Origin of the sequence: Sphaerisporangium sp. B11E5, assembly GCF_039871875.1 — a bacterium.
In the GTDB taxonomy this organism is placed as follows: Bacteria; Actinomycetota; Actinomycetes; order Streptosporangiales; family Streptosporangiaceae; genus Sphaerisporangium.
The window spans coordinates 59,902-76,827 of the sequence record NZ_JBDPMD010000024.1 but is presented as its reverse complement, the minus strand read 5'-3'; the positions used below and the strand labels follow the sequence as shown (position 1 = coordinate 76,827).

Genomic DNA, 16,926 nt, shown 5'->3' with positions numbered 1-16,926 from the left:
TGAGGACAGTGACAAAGGACCAGATCACCCCGCTGCTGCGCAGCAAGCTACGCACATGGGGATGGATGTACCGATGACGGTCAGCGTCTTACAGCAGCGGGACCCGCGGGCCACCCGGCGGTCGCCGGGGATCTCCCGGCTCGCGGGCGTCGGCACCGCCACGTCCGGCACGTCGCTCTCGCAGACCGAGGTGCTCGACGTCCTGCGGATCGAGGACCCGAAGGTCCGTTCGGTCTTCCTCAACAGCGCCATCCAGCGGCGCAACCTCACTCTGCCTCCGCCGGACGCCACCGGGCTCCGGGCGCCGGAACCGCAGGGCGACCTGCTGGACAAGCACAAGGCCCTGGCCGTCGAGATGGGTGTCCAGGCGCTGATGAACTGCCTGAAGGACACCGGGGCGTCGCTGTCCGACGTCCGCCACCTGTGCTGCGTGACCTCCACGGGCTTCCTCACGCCGGGCCTCAGCGCCCACATCATCCGCGAACTCGGCCTCGACCCGCACTGCAGCCGCTCCGACATCGTCGGCATGGGCTGCAACGCGGGGCTGAACGCCCTCAACGTCGTGGCCGGCTGGTCCTCGGCGCACCCGGGGGAGCTGGCCGTCGTCTTGTGCGCGGAGGCGTGCTCCGCCGCGTACGCGCTGGACGGCACGATGCGCACGGCGGTCGTGAACAGCTTGTTCGGCGACGGCGCCGCCGCGCTGGCCCTGGTCGCGGGCGACACGGGTGCCGACGCCGCGGGGCCGCGCGTGCTGAGGTTCGCGAGCTACCTCATCACCGACGCGATCGACGCGATGCGTTACGACTGGGACCGCGACCAGGGCAGGTTCAGCTTCTTCCTCGACCCGCAGATCCCGTACGTCGTCGGCGCGCACGCCGAGCGGGTCGTGGACCGGCTGCTCACGGGCACGGGACTGCGGCGCGGCGACATCGACCACTGGCTGGTGCACTCCGGCGGCAAGAAGGTCATCGACGCGGTGGCGGTCAACCTCGGGCTGCGCCGCCACGACCTGCGGCACACCACGGGCGTGCTGCGCGACCACGGGAACCTCTCCAGCGGCTCGTTCCTGTTCTCCTACGAACGCCTCCTTCTGGAGGACGTCGTCCAGCCGGGCGACCACGGGATCCTGATGACCATGGGTCCGGGATCCACCATCGAGACCGCGTTGATCCAGTGGTGAGGAGACCCGAGATGACTGTGAACGCGACCGGGGGCGGGCCCGTCCTGCGCATCGACGGCGCCGAGCCCCTGTCCGCCGCGTCGGTGGAGGCCGTGCTGGCCCTCTGCGACGCCGCCGAGGACCACCACGGGCCCGGCGTCGCGGCCCTGCGTGTCTGCGGGGCGCCGGACGCGTCCTTCCCCCGGGAGCTCAGCGTGGGCCTGGTGTCCAAGTGGGAGCGCGCCGTGCGCCGGCTGGAGCGCCTGCCCATGCTCACGGTCGCGGTGGCGTCCGGGGACTGCGGCGGCGCCGCCCTCGACGTCCTGACGGCCGCCGATGTGCGCGTCGCCGTCACCGGCACGCGGCTGCTGATCGCCTCGGACGGCGAGGCCGCGTGGCCCGGCATGGCCCTGCACCGGCTCGCCCAGCAGGCCGGCACCGCCTGGACCCGGAAGGCGGTGCTGCTCGGCGCCCCGATCGAGGCCGAGGAGGCGCTGGCGCTCCACCTGATCGACACGGTGGTGGACGACCCCGCCGCCACGCTCGCCGCGTTCGCCGGACGGGCGTACGCCGGCACGGAGCTGGCGATCAGGAGGCAGCTCATCGTCGACGCCGGCACGACGACGTTCGAGGACGCGCTCGGCGCGCACCTCGCCGCCTGCGACCGCGCTCTGCGCAGGGGAGCGGCGCGATGACGCTCGCCGCGTCGATCCCGGCGGACCGCACGATGCCCGGCGATCTGCGGTCCGCCCGGGACGCTCTCGCACAGGCCGTGGCACGCGGCGAGGAACGCCTCGCCGAGTTGCGGGCGGACCGGTCGCCGGAGCACCGGGAGCGGGCCCACGCCGTGCACGAGAGCCTGCGCGCCCTGCGGGCCCGGTTCGCCGGCGCCCACGCCGAGGCCGTGTACGACCTGCTCACCGAGGGCCGCACCCGGTACCTGTGGCTCGGCGAGCTCGTCGAGGCCGCCGCGGAGGCCTTCCCCGGCCTGCTGCCCTCCCGGGAACGGCTGGACGCCGAACGGGCCCTGCCGCAGGCCGCCAAGGAGGGGCACGAGATCGACCAGGGCATCTTCCTGCGCGCGGTCCTGCGCTCACCGGTGGCCGGCCCGCACCTGCTCGACGCGCAGCTCCGCCCCACCCCGCGCGCCCTGCGGCTGCTGCCGGACTTCCTGCGGACCGGCGTCGCCGAGATGGAGGCCGTGCGGGTGGAGCGCGTCGGGGGGACGGCGCGGCTGACCATGTGCCGGGGCGACCGCCTGAACGCCGAGGACGAGCGTCAGGTGGACGACATGGAGACCGCCGTGGACCTCGCCCTGCTGGACCCGGGCGTCCGGGTGGGGCTGGTGCGCGGCGGCGAGATGACCCACCCCCGGTACAAGGGCAGGCGGGTGTTCAGCGCGGGCATCAACCTGAAGTACCTCGGCGCGGGGAACATCCCGCTGGTCGGCTTCCTGCTGCGCCGTGAGCTCGGGTACATCCACAAGCTGCTGCGCGGCGTGCTCGTGGAGCTCTCCGGGCAGTGGCGTTCGCGGTACCTGGAGAAGCCCTGGGTGGCGGCCGTGGAGGGCTTCGCCATCGGCGGCGGCGCCCAGTTGCTGCTGGTGTTCGACCACGTGGTCGCCGCGGCCGACACCTACGTCAGCCTGCCCGCGGCCAAGGAGGGCATCGTCCCGGGGGTCGCGAACCTCCGGCTCACCCGGTTCGCCGGGCCGCGGCTGTCCCGGCAGGTCATCCTCCAGGGCCGCCGGATCCACGCCGCCGAGCCCGGCGCGCGGCTGCTGATCGACGAGGTCGTGGAACCCGGCGACATGGACGCCGCCGTGGAGCGAAGCCTCGCGCGGCTGGCCGGCGACGCCGTGCTCGCCAACCGCCGCATGCTCAACCTCGCCGACGAGCCGCCGGACGCCTTCCGCGCGTACATGGCGGAGTTCGCGCTCCAGCAGGCGCTGCGGCTGTACGACGAGGACGTCGTCCACAAGGCCGGACGGTTCGGGGCGGTGGCCCCGTGAGCCGGCCCCGGGTGCGCTACGAGAAGAAGGACCACGTCGCGCGGGTCACCCTGGACCGTCCCGAGGTGCTCAACGCGATGGACACCCGCACGCACGAGGAACTGGCCGCGATCTGGGACGACGTCGAGGCCGACGACGAGGTGCGGGTCGCGGTGCTCGCAGGGGCGGGCGACCGCGCCTTCTGCGTGGGCCAGGACCTGCGTGAACGCGACCGCCTCCACCGCGAGGGCGTGCCGCCCACGAGTTTCGGCAGCCGCGGGCAGCCGGGCTGGCCGCGCCTCACCGACCGGTTCACGCTGTCCAAGCCGGTGGTGGCACGGGTGCACGGCTACGCGCTCGGCGGCGGGTTCGAGCTGGCCCTGGCCTGCGACCTTGTCATCGCCTCCGGCGAGGCGGTGTTCGGGCTGCCCGAGGCGCGGCTCGGCCTGGTGCCCGGCGCGGGCGGGGTGTTCCGGCTGGTCCGGCAGATGCCCCAGAAGGCGGCCATGGGTTACCTGCTCACCGGCCGCCGGATGGACGCGGCGACCGCCCTGCGGTACGGGCTCGTCAACGAGGTCGTGCCGGCGGACCGGCTGGACGAGTGCGTGGCGGAGTGGACGGACGACCTGGTGCGCAGCGCCCCGCTGTCGGTCCGCGCCATCAAGGAGGCCGCGCTCAGGTCGGTGGACATGCCCCTGGAACGGGCGTTCACCGCCGAGTACCCATGGGAGGAACGACGCCGCCGCAGCACCGACGCGATCGAGGGGGTCCGGGCGTTCGCAGAGAAGCGTGATCCCATCTGGGCCGGACGCTGACTCTCGTGAAAAGTGATGAGTCAAGTTCTGCCGCACGGGATTTTTTACGCGGAATAACGAAGACCGCAGCAACGGTGCCGACGAAACATTGACACGTCCCACACATTGTCACAATCGTCCGTCCGGCTGAGGAGTCTGTTCCACCCATGACGGAACTGAGCACGCGCCGCCTGAACGGTGACGCGATCGACGAAGCGCAGCACATCATCGAGGAGGCGCTGGCGGCCTACCGGCTGAAGCTCTCGGAAACCCTCACCCTCATCGGTCCCGACCGTGTCCGTGAGCTGGTCGGAGAGGCCGTCGCGCACCCGGGAGGCGGCCCCGTCCGGGTGGCGTGCGGCTCAGGGGCCGAGCACGACGAGCTGGACCTCGCGGACCTGCTGCGCGGCACCGGGGCCGCGGGCGCGCCGGAGACCCGGGTCATGCACTGCCACCCCCCGGCGCCCGACGTGCGGAGCCCGCTCGGCGAGCCGGCGCGGGGCCTTCACGTGCGGTTCTCCCCGGCACGGCTGCCGCACATGATCGTGATCGGGGACCACACGGCGGTCATGCTGACGTCCCGCCAGCCCGGTGAGGTCGAGGACGTGCTCATCCAGAGCCGGGACGTGGTCGACATGCTGGGCCGCGTCCACGACGTGTGGTGGAAGTGCGCGGCGGACGTCCAGCCGCCGCCGGGCATCGGCGGGCTCACGCTCGACTTCGCCCAGATGAACGTCCTCGCGTACCTGCGCGACGGCGTGAAGGACGAGACGGCGGCCCGCGCGATGAACATCTCGCTGCGCACCTACCGGCGCCGGGTGGCCGGGATCCTGCGCAGCATGGACGCGAACTCGCGTTTCCAGGCGGGCATCAAGGCGGCCCAGCTCGGCCTGACTTTTCTGTGTGACGAGATGGCGGGAAGGCGCGATGTCCGGACAGACTGACGTCATAGGGGCCGCCACCGAGGTCCCCGACGTGCCGTTGCGGCGCAACCGCAACTTCCAGCTCCTGTGGTCGGGGTCGGTGTTCTCCTCCCTCAGCAGGGAGATGACCGACCTCGCCTACCCGCTGCTGATCCTCGCGCTGACCGGGTCCCCCGCGTCGGCCGGCGCCTTCGGCGGGGTGCAGTTGCTCACGTCGCTGCTCGTCGGCATGCCGGTGGGCGAGATGGCCGACCGGTTCGACCGGCGGCGGCTGCTGCTGGTGGCCGGGGCCTGCCGCCTCGCCGCGACCGCGAGCGTGGTGGTCGCGCTGACGGCCGGGGTGCTGACGTTCCCGCACCTGCTGGCGGTCGCCGTGCTGGTCGGCGCGACGGAACCGCTCGGCGGCGCGGCCCGCATGGTGCTCATCCGTGGCGTGGTGCATCCGCGCCGGCTCACCGCGGCGCTCACCCAGGACGAGGTCAGGACGCACGGCGCCGCCCTGTCGGGCCCTCCGCTCGGCGGCGCGCTGTACGCGATCGGGGCGGTGGTGCCGATCCTCGCGGCGATGGCCGGCCACGTGCTGTCCCTGCTGACCATCTCGCTGGTGCGGGCGCCGCACGCGCGCCGCGCCGGGCCCCGGTCCGACGAGAACGACCCGGTGCTGCGGCGCATGGCCGTGGGGCTGCGCGTGTTGTGGCAGGTGCCGGCGCTGCGGCACGCGACGCTGATCGCCACCATGCTGAACCTCGTGGGCGCGCCGCTGGTGCTGATCGCGGTGGTGATGCTGGAGGACCGCGGCACCGCGCCGGCCCAGATCGGGCTCACGGTCACCGCGATGGCCGTCGGCGGGCTCGCCGGCGCCGCCCTGGTGCAGCCGCTGCAGCGCGTGCTGCCGCCCGGCGCGCTGATGTTGACCAGCGGGTTCGCCACCGCGCTGCTGATCGCGCTGCTGCCGGCGCCGCTCGGCTCCTGGTGGGCGGCGGTGCCGCTGTGCCTGCTCGGGCTGATCGGCCCGTCCGTCCGGATCCTGGTCGACGTGCTGATCTTCCGCCAGGTCCCCGACGAGCAGCGCGGCCGGGTCATCGCGGCCTTCATGACGATCCTCGGCGTCGGTTCCTCGGCCGGCCTTTTCGGCGCCGGCCTGCTGCTCGACCGGTTGTCCGCCGTGCACGCGACCCTCGTGCTGGCCGGCCTGCTCACCGCCGCCATGCTCGCCGCGCTCGGCAGCCGGAGCCTGCGCACCGCACGGTGGCCGCGCGACGTGGACGCCGTTCCCGGCGAATGAGAAACGCCGCGGCACCGGCCGCCGGGAATCGGCGTGGACGACGTTGTCAGATCGCACGACGATACAGAGAAAACCGGCCTGTTGCTGCGGTGGAGCATTAAGGGAAATCATTTGTCCCGGTGTCAGATCAACAATCTGGCACAGGTGATAACTCCCTTTGTCAAGCCGGGCTCCCTACCAGGGGCGCAGAACGATCTTGTTGCAGTAGTGCTCCTTGTTCTTGAACATCTCGAACCCGCGAGGAGCGTCGTCGAGGCTCAGGCGGTGGGTGATGACGAAGCCGGGGTCGATGTCGCCGTTGCGTATCCTGTCGAGGAGCGGCTTCATGTAGCGCTGGACGTGGCACTGGCCGGTCTTCATGGTCAGCGAGCGGTTCATCAACGAGCCCATCGGGAACTTGTCCACGAACCCGCCGTAGACGCCGACGACGGAGACGATGCCGCCGTTGCGGCAGGCCATGATGGCCTCGCGCAGGGCGTGCGGGCGGTCCGTCTCCAGGCGCGCCGCCTGCTTCGCCCGGTCGTAGGCGTGGACCGCGGGCACAGGGTAGTGGGCCTCCATCCCGACGGCGTCGATGCACGCGTCGGGGCCCCGGCCCGCGGTGATGTCGCGCAGCGCGTCGAGGACGTCCACCTCCTCGTAGTTCAGCGTCTGCGCGCCGGCGCGGGCGGCGATCTCCAGCCGGTACGGGAAGCGGTCGATGCTGATGACGCGTTCGGCGCCGAGCAGCACGGCGGCGGCGGCCGCGAACTGGCCCACGGGGCCGGCGCCCCAGACGGCGATGACGTCACCGGGCTTGATGTCGCACATCTCGGCGCCCATCCAGCCGGTCGGCAGGATGTCGGAGAGGAACAGCACCTTCTCGTCCGGCAGATCGTCCTCGATCTTGATGGGGCCGACGTCCGCGAACGGTACGCGCACGTACTGCGCCTGGCCGCCCGGGTAGCCGCCGAGCATGTGGGAGTAGCCGAAGATGCCCGCCGGGGAGTGGCCCATCAGCTTCTCCGCGAGGCCCGCGTTCGGGTTGGAGTTCTCGCACAACGAATACATGCCGTTCTGGCAGGCGACGCACGCCCCGCAGGCGATCGGGAACGGGACGACCACCCGGTCACCGGGCCGCAGGTTCGCCACCCGCGGACCGACCTCCACCACCTCCCCCATGAACTCGTGGCCGAGGACGTCCCCCTTCTTCATCGTGGGGATGTAGCCGTCGTACAGGTGCAGGTCGGAGCCGCAGATCGCGGTCGAGGTGACGCGGACGATCGCGTCGCGCGGGTTCAGGATCCTCGGGTCGGGAACCTCCCGCACCTCCACCTTGTTGCGCCCCGCCCAGCAGTTGGCCTTCATGGGGTCCTCCTCATCTCGACGAAGCCGGCGAGAGCCGACGGGAGCTCACCGGCTCATCGCACGGGCTGGGCCGTGTGCTGGAACAGCCGGCGCAGCGCGCGGGTGCCCTCGGGGCTGCCCTCCGAGCGGGCCACTTCGCCGGTCTCCATCACCTGCTTGAAGCGGCGCAGGTCGTCGCGGACCTGCTGCGCCGGGTGCTCGCCGAACAGCCGCGCGACCACGAGGCCGACCCTGCCTCCGGGCGTGCGGTACTCCATCTCCACCCGCACCTCGGTGCCGCGTCCGCCGGGCGCGCCGCTGAAGCTCACCGACCCCCTGTTGCGCACGGCCGCGCCTTCGAGGGAGCGCCAGGAGATCAGCTCGTCCTCACGGTCCTGCACGATCTCCGCGTCCCACTCGATGATCCTGTTCGCGGGTCCCCGCGCCTTCCAGCGGGAGTAGCCGCCGGGCATGGTGTCCACCGACTCCAGGTGCGTCATGAACCGCGGCAGGTTCTCGAGGTCGTGCCAGAACCGGTAGACCTCCCGGCGCGGCCGGTTGACGGTGATCGCCGCCCGCAGCGCGCCGGACGACGGGCCTTTCCTGCCACCGAGCCCTCGCTCCAGCGCGCCGACGAGACGGTGAGCCTGCCGATTGATCGTTGTGCTCATGTGAACCTCACAGGGCCGGCTACCTGCTATATCCGCAGCCGTACCCCTCTGACCTGCGCCGACACTGATCGTCCGCGGGATGTCCCACACGAGAACGCATCGCCCCCCCAACACTTCGCATGGGGGTTTTGCGTTTTATGTCTGATTTCTGAACGAAGGGCGGGGTAGGGCAGCGGACACGGGAGGCGCATCGTGGACGTGAACCGTTTGACGCAGAGATCCCAGGAAGCCCTGCACGACGCGCAGACCAAGGCGGTCCGCCACGGGCACACCGAGGTGGACGGCGAGCACCTGCTGCTCGCCCTGGTCGAGCAGCCCGACGGGCTGGCGCCCCGGCTGCTGGCGGCGGCGGGGGCCGATCCTGACAAGCTGCTGCTCGAGCTGGAGGCCGAGCTGGAGCGGCGCCCGCGGGTCACCGGGCCGGGAGCCGGACCTGGCCAGGTCTACGTGACGCAGCGGCTGGCGCGGGTGTTCGACGCCGCCGACCGGGAGGCCAGGCGGCTGAAGGACGAGTACGTCTCGGTGGAACACCTGCTGATGGCGCTGCTGGACGAGGGCACCGAGAGCGCGGCCGGACGGCTGCTGCGGGGGCACGGCCTGACCGGTGAGCGGCTGCTGAAGGTGCTGACCCAGATCCGCGGCAACCAGCGGGTCACCTCGGCCCACCCGGAGGTGGCGTACGAGGCACTGGACAAGTACGGCACGGACCTCGTCGCCGCGGCCGCGAGCGGCAAGCTGGACCCGGTGATCGGGCGCGACGGCGAGATACGCCGCGTCGTGCAGATCCTGTCCCGCAGGACCAAGAACAACCCCGTGCTCATCGGCGACCCCGGCGTCGGCAAGACCGCCATCGTCGAAGGGCTCGCGGAACGCATCAACAGGGGGGACGTCCCCGAGGGCCTGAAGGACAAGACCATCTTCAGCCTGGACATGGGGTCGCTGATCGCGGGCGCCAAGTACCGGGGCGAGTTCGAGGAACGACTGAAGGCGGTGCTGGCCGAGGTCACGGCGTCCGAGGGCCGCATCCTGCTGTTCATCGACGAGTTGCACAACGTCGTGGGCGCCGGGGCCGCCGAGGGCGCCATGGACGCCGGGAACATGCTCAAGCCCATGCTGGCGCGCGGCGAGCTGCACCTGATCGGCGCCACCACGATCCCGGAGTACCGCAAGCACATCGAGAAGGACGCCGCCCTTGAGCGCCGGTTCCAGCCGGTCCACGTGGACGAGCCGTCCGAGGAGGACGCCATCTCGATCCTGCGCGGCCTGCGGGAACGCCTGGAGGCGTACCACGGCGTCAAGATCCAGGACGGCGCGGTCGTCGCGGCCGTCGTGCTCAGCCACCGCTACATCTCCGACCGGTTCCTGCCGGACAAGGCGATCGACCTGGTGGACGAGGCCTGCGCGATGTTGCGCACCGAGATCGACTCCATGCCCGCCGAGCTGGACGAGCTGATCCGCCGGGTGACCCGCCTGGAGATCGAGGAGGCGGCGCTGGCCAAGGAGGACGACCCGGCGAGCCACCGGCGCCTGGAGGCCCTGCGCAGGGAGCTCGCCGACCTGCGGGCCGAGGCCGACGCCATGCGCGCCCAGTGGGAGGCCGAGCGGCACGCGCTGAAGAAGGCGCAGCACCTGCGCCAGGAGATCGAATCGGTGCGGCGCGACGCCGGGCGCGCCGAGCGCAGCTACGACCTGAACCGGGCCGCCGAGCTGACGCACGGCAAACTTCCCGAGCTGGAGCGCAGGCTCCGCGCCGCCGAGGGGCAACTGGAGTCCAAGCAGGGCTCCCACCGGCTGCTGCGCGAGGTGGTGACCGAGGACGAGATCGCCGGCATCGTGTCGCGGTGGACCGGCATCCCGGTGCGGCGCCTCAAGGAGGGCGAACGGGAGAAGCTGCTGCGGCTGGACGAGATCCTGCACGAGCGGGTCGTCGGCCAGGACCAGGCGGTGCGGGCCGTCGCGGACGCCGTCATCAGAGCACGGTCCGGCATCAAGGACCCGCGCCGGCCCATCGGGTCGTTCCTCTTCCTCGGCCCGACCGGGGTCGGGAAGACCGAGCTGGCCAAGGCGCTGGCGGAGGCGCTGTTCGACACCGAGGAGAACATGGTCCGCGTCGACATGAGCGAGTACCAGGAGCGGCACACCGTGAGCCGGCTGGTCGGCGCGCCGCCCGGGTACGTGGGCTACGAGGAGGGCGGGCAGCTCACCGAGGCGGTGCGGCGCAAGCCGTACTCGGTCGTGTTGTTCGACGAGACCGAGAAGGCGCACGGCGATGTGTTCAACATCTTGCTGCAGGTGCTCGACGACGGGCGGCTGACCGACGCCCAGGGCCGCACGGTGGACTTCCGCAACACCGTGATCATCATGACGTCCAACATCGGGTCGCAGTTCCTGATGGACGGCGTGACCCCCGAGGGGGAGATCGAGCCGCGGGCGCGTGAGCTCGTGCTGGCCGAGCTGCGCGGGCACTTCCGCCCGGAGTTCCTCAACCGGGTCGACGACACGGTGTTGTTCAAGCCGCTCACCGAGCCGGAGATCGAACGCATCGTCTCGCTGATGTTCGACGACATCCGGGTGCGGCTGGCCGACCGCCGCATGACGCTGGAGGTCACCGGCGCCGCGTTGCGCCACATCGCCGAACAGGGCTTCGACCCCGTCTACGGCGCCCGCCCCCTGCGCCGGTTCATCGCCCGCGAGGTCGAGACCCGCGTCGCGCGGGCACTGGTCGCCGGCGACGTACGTGACGGCGCCCTCATCCGCGTGGACGCGCCGGGAGACGAGCTCACCGTCACCTATGACAATCCGGAGGAATGACCATCTGGACCGGGTCTCCCGAAAAAAGGGGTAAAGCAACCTCTTAGCCTAGTTTTCGGGCTCTGTTGATGTCATGGCGCTCATCACAACGTTGATGAGGGGACACGTATCCATGGCACGCTCATCACTCTGGAGGAGCGCCGGGCTCGTCGTGGCGCTCGGCACAGGGGTGTTTCTGGTCACCGGGAGTGTGGCGCACGCGGAGCCGGAGCCGGGGGTGGAGCTCCGGCTGGTGCTGGACGACTGCCCGCGGGAGGCGGTGGCGCCGTGAGTCTTCCCGAGCCGGGCGGGGAGCGGCTTCCCGACGTGATCCACGACCGGGGGGAGGCGGCGCCGCTCGAGCGGGCGTTGTTCGAGGTGAAGCGGGTGATCGTCGGGCAGGATCGGCTGGTCGAGCGGATGGTCGTCGCGGTGCTGAGCCGGGGGCACTGCCTGCTCGAAGGGGTGCCGGGGATCGCCAAGACGCTCGCGGCGGAGACGCTGGCGGCGGTGGTCGGCGGGTCGTTCTCGCGTATCCAGTTCACGCCGGACCTGGTGCCGGCGGACATCGTGGGCACACGGATCTACCGGCCGTCCACCGAGAGCTTCGACGTGGAGCTCGGGCCCGTGATGGCCAACTTCCTGCTCGCCGACGAGATCAACCGTGCGCCGGCCAAGGTGCAGTCGGCGCTGCTGGAGGTGATGGCCGAACGGCAGGTCAGCGTGGGAGGGCTCACGCAGGACACACCGGCGCCGTTCCAGGTGCTGGCCACGCAGAACCCGATCGAGTCCGAGGGGGTCTACCACCTGCCGGAGGCGCAGCGGGACCGGTTCCTCATGAAGATCGACGTGGGGTATCCGAGCGAGTCGGAGGAGCTCGCGATCCTCTACCGCATGAGCGTGGACCCGCCGGCCCCCAGGCGTGTGCTCGACCCGGGGCGGCTGCTCGCGCTGCAGCGGCGGGCCGACGGGGTGTTCGTGCACCACGCCGTGGCCGAGTACGTCGTGCGGCTGGTCCACGCGACCCGGGAGCCCGAGCGGTTCGGCGCCGAGGACGTGCGGCGGCTGCTGGCGTTCGGGGCGAGCCCCCGTGCCACGCTCGGGCTGGTCGCCGCGGCGCGGGCGCTGGCGTTGCTGCGCGGGCGCGAGTACGTGCTGCCCGGCGACGTCCGCGACCTCGCCCACGACGTGATCGCCCACCGGCTGGTGTTGTCGTTCGACGCGCTGGCCGACGGCGTCACGGCGCGGCAGATCGTGGACCGCGTCGTGGCGGCCGTGCCAGAGCCGCGGATCGCCCCCCGGCACGGCGAGGCGGCGTGATGCGGGGCCTTTCGGCCGAGTCCCGGTTGCGGGGGCTCGAACTCACCGTCGTGCGGCGGCTCGACGGGCTGCTCCAGGGCGACCACCTCGGCCTGATCCCCGGGCCGGGGAGCGAACCCGCCGCGGCGCGGGTGTACACGCCGGGGGACGACGTGCGGCGCATGGACTGGAACGTGACGGCGCGCACCGGCGAGCCGCACGTCCGCGACATGATCGCCGACCGGGAGCTGGAGACCTGGGTGCTGCTCGACGCCAGCCCAGCATGGACTTCGGCACCGCGCTGATGGAGAAACGCGACCTCGCGCTCGCCGCCATGGCGGCCGTCGGGTTCCTCACCGACCGCACCGGCAACCGCATCGGCGCCCACATCGTGCACGCCGGCGCGGTGCGGCGGCTCCCGGCCCGCACCGGGCGGCCTCAGCTCATGGCGCTGCTGCGCTCGGTGTACGGCCTGCCGAGGTCCGCGCCGGGCGGTCCCTCGCGGGCGCTCGGGACGGCCGCCGAGGAGCTGCGGCGCACGGTACGGCGCCGCTGCCTGGTCGTGGTGGTCTCCGACTTCCTCGACGAGCCCGCCACCTGGGAACGCCCGCTGCGCCACCTGTCGGTCCGCAACCAGGTGCTCGCCGTCGAGGTCGTGGACCCCCGCGAGCTGACCCTGCCGGACGTCGGCGTGCTCACACTCGTCGACCCCGAGACCGGCAGGCGCCGCGAGGTCTCCACCGCGTCCCCCCGCCTGCGTGAGCGCTACGCGACCGCGGCGGCGGCGCAGCGCGAGGCCGTCGCCGCCGCCCTGCGCCGCGCCGGCGCCGCCCACCTGCGGCTGCGCACCGACCGCGACTGGGTGCGCGACCTCGTGGAACACGTCATGACCCAGCGCCGCCTCGCCGGCGCCGCCCCGCCGATGCCCCCGCGAGGAGGTGACGCCGCGTGACCCTGCTCTCGCCCCTCTGGCTCTGGCTGCTCGTCCCCGTCCTCGCGATCGGGGTGCTGTACGTGGTCACGTACCTGCGGCGCGGGCGCTACGCCGTACGGTTCACCAACCTCGACCTGCTGGACAAGGTGGCGCCCAAGGGGCCCGGGTGGCGCCGGCACGTGCCGGCGTCGGCGTTCGGGCTGATGCTGATCCTGCTGGTCGTCGGGTTCGCGCGGCCGAGCGCCGAGGTGCGGGTGCCGCGGGAGCGGGCGACCATCGTGATCGCCTTCGACGTGTCCGCCTCCATGCAGGCCACCGACGTGGCCCCCGACCGGTTCACGGCCGCACGGAGCGCCGCACGGCAGTTCGTCCAGGGGTTGCCCGAGCGGTTCAACCTGGGACTGGTGGCGTTCTCGTCCGCCGCGTCCGTGGCCGTGCCGCCCACCGTGGACCGGGCGGCCGTGCTCGCGGCCATCGACCGGCTGACCACCGACTCCGGCACGGCCATCGGCGAGGCGGTGTTCTCGTCGCTCGACGCCATCCGCTCCGTCGACGCCGAGGCGGGCGACGACCCGCCGCCGGCGCACATCGTGCTGCTGTCCGACGGTTCGAGCACCACCGGGCGGCCGATGGGGACGGCGGCCAGGGAGGCGGCCAGGCGCGGCGTGCCGGTCACCACCATCGCCTACGGCACGCGGGGCGGCCTCATCGAGCTCGGCGGCCGTTCCGTGCCGGTCCCGGTGGACGGCCCGGCGCTGCGCGAACTCGCCGGCGGCACGGGCGGCGGCTTCTACGAGGCCGCGTCCGGCGACGAGCTGCAAGCCGTGTACGACGACATCGGCACCTCCGTGGGCTACCGCACCGAGCGGCGCGAGGTGTGGCCGTGGTTCGTCGGATTCGGCCTGATCGCCGCGGTCGCCGCGGCCGGCACGTCCCTGCTCTGGTTCTCCAGGATCCCGTAGGAGGCGGTGAGATGAACGAACCACTCGGCCTCGGCAGGCCACGCGGCCCGGCGTTCCTCCCCGGCGTCGTGGACCGGCCCCCGGTGCCACCGCCGTCCGGACCACCTCCCGCCGCGCCACCGCGCGAACGCACGGGTACCACGCGGGTGCTGCTGGCCGCGGCGGTCGTCGCGGCGCTCACCGGCGGGGCCGCCGGCGTCGCCGTCTCGGGGCTCGCCACCGGGGGCGGCGGCGCCCCCCCGGTGGCGCTGCCCCGGTCCACGGCGGGCCCTGTCGCCACGGCCGGCGGGCTGAGCGGCGTCGCGGCCCGGGTGCTGCCGAGCGTCGTCTCGATCGAGGCGCCCGGCGGCAGGGGCTCCGGCTTCGTGATCGACACGGCCGGGCACATCCTGACCAACGCCCACGTCGTCGCGGGCGGCTCCGAGGTCACCGCGGTGCTGCACGACGGCAGGCGCGTCACGGCGCGGGTCGTCGGCGCCGAGGACGACGACGACCTCGCGGTGCTCGCCGTGGACGGCGTCCCCGGGCTCGGCCCCGCCGTGCTCGGCCGTTCCGGTGACGTCGCGGTGGGCGACCAGGTGCTCGCCGTCGGCTCGCCGCTCGGGCTGAGCGGCACGGTGACCGCGGGCATCGTCAGCGCGGTCGACCGCGTGGTGCCGCTCAGCAACGGGCGGCTGCGCGCGGTGCAGACCGACGCCTCCATCAACCCTGGCAACTCCGGCGGTCCGCTGGTCAACGCACGCGGCGAGGTGATCGGCGTGAACACCGCGATCCTGTCCAGGCGGGGCGGCGGCTCCACCGGCATCGGGTTCGCCATCCCGATCGACCGGGCCGCGAGCGTCGCGGAACGAATCATTCGAAACTAGGTTCCAGGTCATGAGGTTGCTCGTTGTCGAGGACGAAGAAGATCTGGTCGACGCCCTGAGGGTGGGGCTCGTCCGGGTGGGATACGCCGTGGACGTCGCCTACGACGTCGGCCAGGCGGAGGAGAAGCTCCAGACGAACGCCTACGACCTGGTGCTACTCGACCTGAACCTGCCGGGCGGTGACGGGTTCGAGCTGTGCAGGACCATCAGGCGCTCCGGGTACGGCGGCTCGGTGCGGATCCTCATGGTCACCGCCCGGGACCGCCTGGACGACCGGGTCAGAGGCCTCGACGAGGGCGCCGACGACTACCTGGTCAAGCCGTTCGCCTTCCCCGAGCTGCTGGCCCGGGTGCGGGCGCTGCTGCGCCGGGACGCCGGCGGCGGCACGGCGGTGCTGGAGGTCGGCGAGCTGCGCCTCGACACCGCCCGGTTCGAGGCCTACCGGGCCGGCCTGCAGCTCCCCCTCACGCCGAAGGAGTTCGGCGTGCTGCACTACCTCATGACCCGGCCCGGGTTCGTCGTGTCGTCGGAGGAGCTGCTCGAACACGTCTGGGACGAGCACACCGACCCGTTCACCAACACGGTGCGGGTCACCGTCGGCAACCTGCGGCGCAAGCTCGGGGTGGAGGGCCTCATCGAGACGGTGATCGGCAAGGGGTACCGGCTGCGGGAACAGACATGAGGGGGGTACCCGCCTTCGCGCACACGATCCGCTTCCGGCTGACCGTGCTGTACTCCGGGCTGCTGTTCGTGCTCGCCGCGCTGGTGCTCGGCGGCATCTACTACGCGGTGTCCAAGAGCACCGAGCAGCGGCCGTACACCACGCAGTACGCCAAGGCGTTCCGCGGCGACACCTACCTCGGCAAGCAGGAGGTCGTGCTCGTCCAGGAGGTGGAGAACGCCGTCAACGTGCAGACGCTCCAGACGCTGCGCGACTACTCGCTCGCCACGCTCGCCGCGTTGTTCGTCGCGAGCCTCGGCATCGGGTGGGTGTTGTCGGGCCGGGTGCTGCGGCCGGTGCGGGCCATCACCCGTACGGCCGCGGAGATCCAGGCGACCGACCTCACCCGGCGCATCAGGCTCACCGGGCCGCGCGACGAGCTGCGTGACCTCGCCGACACCCTGGACACCATGCTGGACCGGCTGCAGCACGCGTTCCGCACGCAGCGCCAGCTCATCGACGACGCCTCCCACGAGCTGCGCAGCCCCCTCGCCATCATCAGGGCCAACGTGGACGCCGTGCTGACCTCGCCGGAGAGCACCGACGCCGAACGCGCCCACGCCGCGGCCATCGTGGACCGCGCCACCACGCGCATGACCCGCCTCGTGGAGGACCTGCTCGCCACCGCGCGCCGCGCGGCCCCCGGCCTCATCGACGCCGACGTGGACGTGGGAACGGTGGCCAGGGAGGCGTGCGAGGAGTTCACCGCGCTCGCCGCCCAGCGTGGCATCACGCTGCGCCGTTCGCTGCCCGAGGACCTCATGGTCATCGGCGACCACGACGCCCTGCGCCGCGCCGTCGGCAACCTGCTGTCCAACGCCGTACGGCTGGCCCCGCCCGGCAGCGAGGTGGCCGTGGCGTGCGGCGAGACCGGCGGCTGGATCTGGGTGGCGGTCGAGGACACCGGCCCCGGCCTCACCGAGGACGACCAGGGCCGCGTCTTCGACCGCTTCTGGCGCGGCGACGTCAGCCGCCGCGACCGCCACACCGGCCTCGGCCTGGCCATCGTGCGCCAGATCGTCGAGTCGCACGGCGGCCACGTCCGCCTGTTCTCCCGCCTCGGCGAGGGCAGCACCTTCGTCCTCTGGCTCCCCGCCGCGGGCGCCCCGCGGGACCCCCTCCCCGAGACCAGCCCTCTCCTGCGCCCCGCCCGCCCCTGATCCCGCGGCGCCGGGAAGAGACGGGACCATGGCCTCTACCGGCACG

15 protein-coding genes and 1 pseudogene are annotated in these 16,926 nt (G+C 72.4%); 14 read left to right on the top strand and 2 right to left on the bottom strand.

Annotated features, from left to right (window positions below; genetic code table 11):
* The first annotated feature begins 73 nt into the window (after window positions 1-73).
* The 6 genes from dpgA (at window position 74) to ABGB17_RS21780 (ending at window position 6,151) form a co-directional block, all read left to right on the top strand.
* Window positions 74-1,180, top strand: a complete 1,107-nt coding sequence (gene dpgA / locus ABGB17_RS21805; RefSeq protein ID WP_347632368.1) for a 3,5-dihydroxyphenylacetyl-CoA synthase DpgA — start codon at window positions 74-76, stop codon at window positions 1,178-1,180.
* Window positions 1,181-1,191: 11 nt separating this feature from the next.
* Entirely contained in the window at window positions 1,192-1,854 is a 663-nt protein-coding gene (gene dpgB, locus ABGB17_RS21800; RefSeq protein ID WP_347632366.1) for an enoyl-CoA-hydratase DpgB, read from the top strand.
* The gene (gene dpgC / locus ABGB17_RS21795) at window positions 1,851-3,170 is read left to right on the top strand and encodes a (3,5-dihydroxyphenyl)acetyl-CoA 1,2-dioxygenase DpgC (protein ID WP_347632364.1); all 1,320 of its coding nucleotides are present in this window, start codon (window positions 1,851-1,853) and stop codon (window positions 3,168-3,170) included. Before dpgB ends, dpgC begins: the two co-directional genes overlap by 4 nt.
* Complete coding sequence (dpgD, locus tag ABGB17_RS21790; protein ID WP_347632362.1) at window positions 3,167-3,964, top strand: enoyl-CoA-hydratase DpgD; 798 nt, start codon at window positions 3,167-3,169, stop codon at window positions 3,962-3,964. Before dpgC ends, dpgD begins: the two co-directional genes overlap by 4 nt.
* A gap of 146 nt (window positions 3,965-4,110) precedes the next feature.
* Window positions 4,111-4,887, top strand: coding sequence for a hypothetical protein (locus ABGB17_RS21785; RefSeq protein WP_347632360.1), 777 nt, complete (start codon window positions 4,111-4,113; stop codon window positions 4,885-4,887).
* Window positions 4,871-6,151, top strand: coding sequence for an MFS transporter (locus ABGB17_RS21780; protein ID WP_347632358.1), 1,281 nt, complete (start codon window positions 4,871-4,873; stop codon window positions 6,149-6,151). The genes ABGB17_RS21785 and ABGB17_RS21780 overlap by 17 nt, the downstream gene beginning before the upstream one ends.
* A 174-nt stretch (window positions 6,152-6,325) precedes the next feature.
* Here the strand turns inward: ABGB17_RS21780 and ABGB17_RS21775 are convergent, their stop codons facing one another.
* Together ABGB17_RS21775 and ABGB17_RS21770 are read right to left on the bottom strand one after the other, a co-directional pair.
* Window positions 6,326-7,498: a zinc-dependent alcohol dehydrogenase gene (locus ABGB17_RS21775; RefSeq protein WP_347632356.1), complete on the bottom strand. Its 1,173-nt coding sequence runs from the start codon at window positions 7,496-7,498 to the stop codon at window positions 6,326-6,328.
* Window positions 7,499-7,551: 53 nt separating this feature from the next.
* Window positions 7,552-8,148 (bottom strand): SRPBCC family protein, encoded by a 597-nt coding sequence (locus ABGB17_RS21770; protein ID WP_347632354.1) that lies wholly within the window; start codon window positions 8,146-8,148, stop codon window positions 7,552-7,554.
* A gap of 192 nt (window positions 8,149-8,340) precedes the next feature.
* Between ABGB17_RS21770 and clpB the strand changes: the two genes are divergently transcribed.
* The 8 genes and pseudogenes from clpB to ABGB17_RS21730 all read left to right on the top strand — a co-directional run bounded on the left by clpB (window position 8,341) and on the right by ABGB17_RS21730 (window position 16,880).
* Window positions 8,341-10,959, top strand: coding sequence for an ATP-dependent chaperone ClpB (clpB, locus tag ABGB17_RS21765; RefSeq protein ID WP_347632352.1), 2,619 nt, complete (start codon window positions 8,341-8,343; stop codon window positions 10,957-10,959).
* A 112-nt stretch (window positions 10,960-11,071) separates the two neighbouring features.
* On the top strand, window positions 11,072-11,230 hold the full coding sequence (locus ABGB17_RS21760; RefSeq protein WP_347632350.1) for a hypothetical protein: 159 nt from the start codon (window positions 11,072-11,074) through the stop codon (window positions 11,228-11,230).
* Window positions 11,231-11,265: 35 nt separating this feature from the next.
* Entirely contained in the window at window positions 11,266-12,258 is a 993-nt protein-coding gene (locus ABGB17_RS21755; protein WP_347632405.1) for a MoxR family ATPase, read from the top strand.
* Window positions 12,258-13,189 (top strand): annotated as a pseudogene (locus ABGB17_RS21750) (DUF58 domain-containing protein). Before ABGB17_RS21755 ends, ABGB17_RS21750 begins: the two are co-directional and overlap by 1 nt.
* Window positions 13,186-14,133: a VWA domain-containing protein gene (locus tag ABGB17_RS21745; RefSeq protein ID WP_347632348.1), complete on the top strand. Its 948-nt coding sequence runs from the start codon at window positions 13,186-13,188 to the stop codon at window positions 14,131-14,133. Before ABGB17_RS21750 ends, ABGB17_RS21745 begins: the two are co-directional and overlap by 4 nt.
* 11 nt (window positions 14,134-14,144) lie before the next feature.
* On the top strand, window positions 14,145-14,999 hold the full coding sequence (locus tag ABGB17_RS21740) for a trypsin-like peptidase domain-containing protein (protein ID WP_347632346.1): 855 nt from the start codon (window positions 14,145-14,147) through the stop codon (window positions 14,997-14,999).
* A gap of 10 nt (window positions 15,000-15,009) precedes the next feature.
* Window positions 15,010-15,681, top strand: coding sequence for a response regulator transcription factor (locus tag ABGB17_RS21735; protein WP_347632344.1), 672 nt, complete (start codon window positions 15,010-15,012; stop codon window positions 15,679-15,681).
* Entirely contained in the window at window positions 15,678-16,880 is a 1,203-nt protein-coding gene (locus tag ABGB17_RS21730) for a HAMP domain-containing sensor histidine kinase (protein ID WP_347632342.1), read from the top strand. The genes ABGB17_RS21735 and ABGB17_RS21730 overlap by 4 nt, the downstream gene beginning before the upstream one ends.
* Window positions 16,881-16,926: the final 46 nt, after the last annotated feature.

Bases quoted from the DNA above. Each gene is read 5' to 3' on its own strand.
- dpgA (WP_347632368.1), top strand. From the start codon at position 74: ATGACGGTCAGCGTCTTACAGCAGCGGGACCCGCGGGCCACCCGGCGG.
- dpgB (WP_347632366.1), top strand. From the start codon at position 1,192: ATGACTGTGAACGCGACCGGGGGCGGGCCCGTCCTGCGCATCGACGGC.
- dpgC (WP_347632364.1), top strand. From the start codon at position 1,851: ATGACGCTCGCCGCGTCGATCCCGGCGGACCGCACGATGCCCGGCGAT.
- ABGB17_RS21785 (WP_347632360.1), top strand. From the start codon at position 4,111: ATGACGGAACTGAGCACGCGCCGCCTGAACGGTGACGCGATCGACGAA.
- ABGB17_RS21780 (WP_347632358.1), top strand. From the start codon at position 4,871: ATGTCCGGACAGACTGACGTCATAGGGGCCGCCACCGAGGTCCCCGAC.
- ABGB17_RS21775 (WP_347632356.1), bottom strand. From the start codon at position 7,498: ATGAAGGCCAACTGCTGGGCGGGGCGCAACAAGGTGGAGGTGCGGGAG.
- ABGB17_RS21770 (WP_347632354.1), bottom strand. From the start codon at position 8,148: ATGAGCACAACGATCAATCGGCAGGCTCACCGTCTCGTCGGCGCGCTG.
- ABGB17_RS21760 (WP_347632350.1), top strand. From the start codon at position 11,072: ATGGCACGCTCATCACTCTGGAGGAGCGCCGGGCTCGTCGTGGCGCTC.
- ABGB17_RS21740 (WP_347632346.1), top strand. From the start codon at position 14,145: ATGAACGAACCACTCGGCCTCGGCAGGCCACGCGGCCCGGCGTTCCTC.
- ABGB17_RS21735 (WP_347632344.1), top strand. From the start codon at position 15,010: ATGAGGTTGCTCGTTGTCGAGGACGAAGAAGATCTGGTCGACGCCCTG.
- ABGB17_RS21730 (WP_347632342.1), top strand. From the start codon at position 15,678: ATGAGGGGGGTACCCGCCTTCGCGCACACGATCCGCTTCCGGCTGACC.